Here is a 1,311-nt window from a genome sequence, read left to right on the forward strand (position 1 = left end):
TGTCCCGTCCTGAAATAAGTTTACACCTTAAGAGACTTATTTTATGGAACATGCACGAGAACAACGAGTTAAGCGCACACAACGTGATTATAGCTTCGCCTTTAAAATGATGGTGGTACATGAAGTAGAAAAAGGGCAAATTACTTATAAACAAGCTCAGGCAAAATATGGTATTCAAGGAAGATCAACTGTGCTGGTATGGTTACGCAAGCACGGACAACAGGATTGGACTTCGAATATGCCGACTTCTTCTAAACGCCAATTGACACCCCAACAACGAATCCGCCAATTAGAAAAACAGTTAGCCGCAGAAAAGCTCAAAACTGAATTTATACAGGATGTGATTTATCACATTGATAAAGAGTGTGGGACTGATCTTGGAAAAAAGTATACCGAGCACGTTTCAAAGATTGGCAAAGCCAAAGAAGACTAAGCGTTTCACGTTATTGTCAGTGGTTAGGAATCACTCGACAAGCTTATTATCAAGCAGAAAAACGTGCTCAAATGACTGCACAAGTAACAGAACAAATACTCGAGTTGGTTATGGAGTATCGCTGTCTCATGCCAAGTATCGGAACACGTAAGCTGTATTGGCTTATTAAAGGCAAATTGTTGCAGCGTGGTTTAAAGTGTGGACGGGATCAGTTATTTAAAATATTGAAAGAAAATAATTTATTGATTCGCCCCAAGCGTCGTTATACAAAAACTACGGATAGCAAGCATTGGATGAAGAAGCATCCAAATTTATTAAAGGATTATTCAGCGGTGCAAGCCAATGAAGTCTTTGTCAGTGATATTACCTATGTTGAGAGTGCTGAAGGCGTACATTATTTATCCTTAGTGACAGATGCTTATACCCGCCAGATTAAAGGTTATAAGTTATCGAATGATATGCGTGCAGAGAATGTTGTGCAGGCACTACATATGGCGATGCAGCATGTGACAGATCGGGCAGCCAGGATGATTCACCATTCAGACAGAGGCTCTCAGTATTGCTCTGAACTATATCAATCGGCATTACGCCATTATGGGGTATGTCCTTCTATGACAGATGGAGGAGACTGTTACCAGAATGCATTAGCAGAGCGGATTAATGGAATATTAAAGCAGGAGTTTTTAACCACGCGATGTCAAACCATGAAGGAGTTAGATCACTTAATTGCGGAATCTATCATGATTTATAATTGCTATAGACCACATTTAAGTTTAAATATGAACACCCCGAATCAGATGTATGAGCAAACTAAAACCGAGCTAATTGCTTAACTCGGTTTGAAGTGGAATACTGTCAATCTATTTCAGGACAAGACA

The 1,311-nt window shown here is 39.7% G+C and carries 1 protein-coding gene; it reads left to right on the forward strand.

The window, feature by feature from the left end; genetic code table 11:
• Positions 1 to 43 precede the first annotated feature (43 nt).
• A protein-coding gene (locus FTT71_RS13190) for an IS3 family transposase (protein ID WP_180062504.1) occupies positions 44 to 1,266 on the forward strand; the annotation gives its coding sequence in 2 pieces (ribosomal slippage) (positions 44 to 380 and positions 380 to 1,266; 1,224 coding nt in all).
• Positions 1,267 to 1,311: the final 45 nt, after the last annotated feature.

It is taken from the genome of Acinetobacter sp. YH01004 (assembly GCF_013420455.1).
Taxonomy (GTDB): Bacteria; Pseudomonadota; Gammaproteobacteria; order Pseudomonadales; family Moraxellaceae; genus Acinetobacter; species Acinetobacter towneri.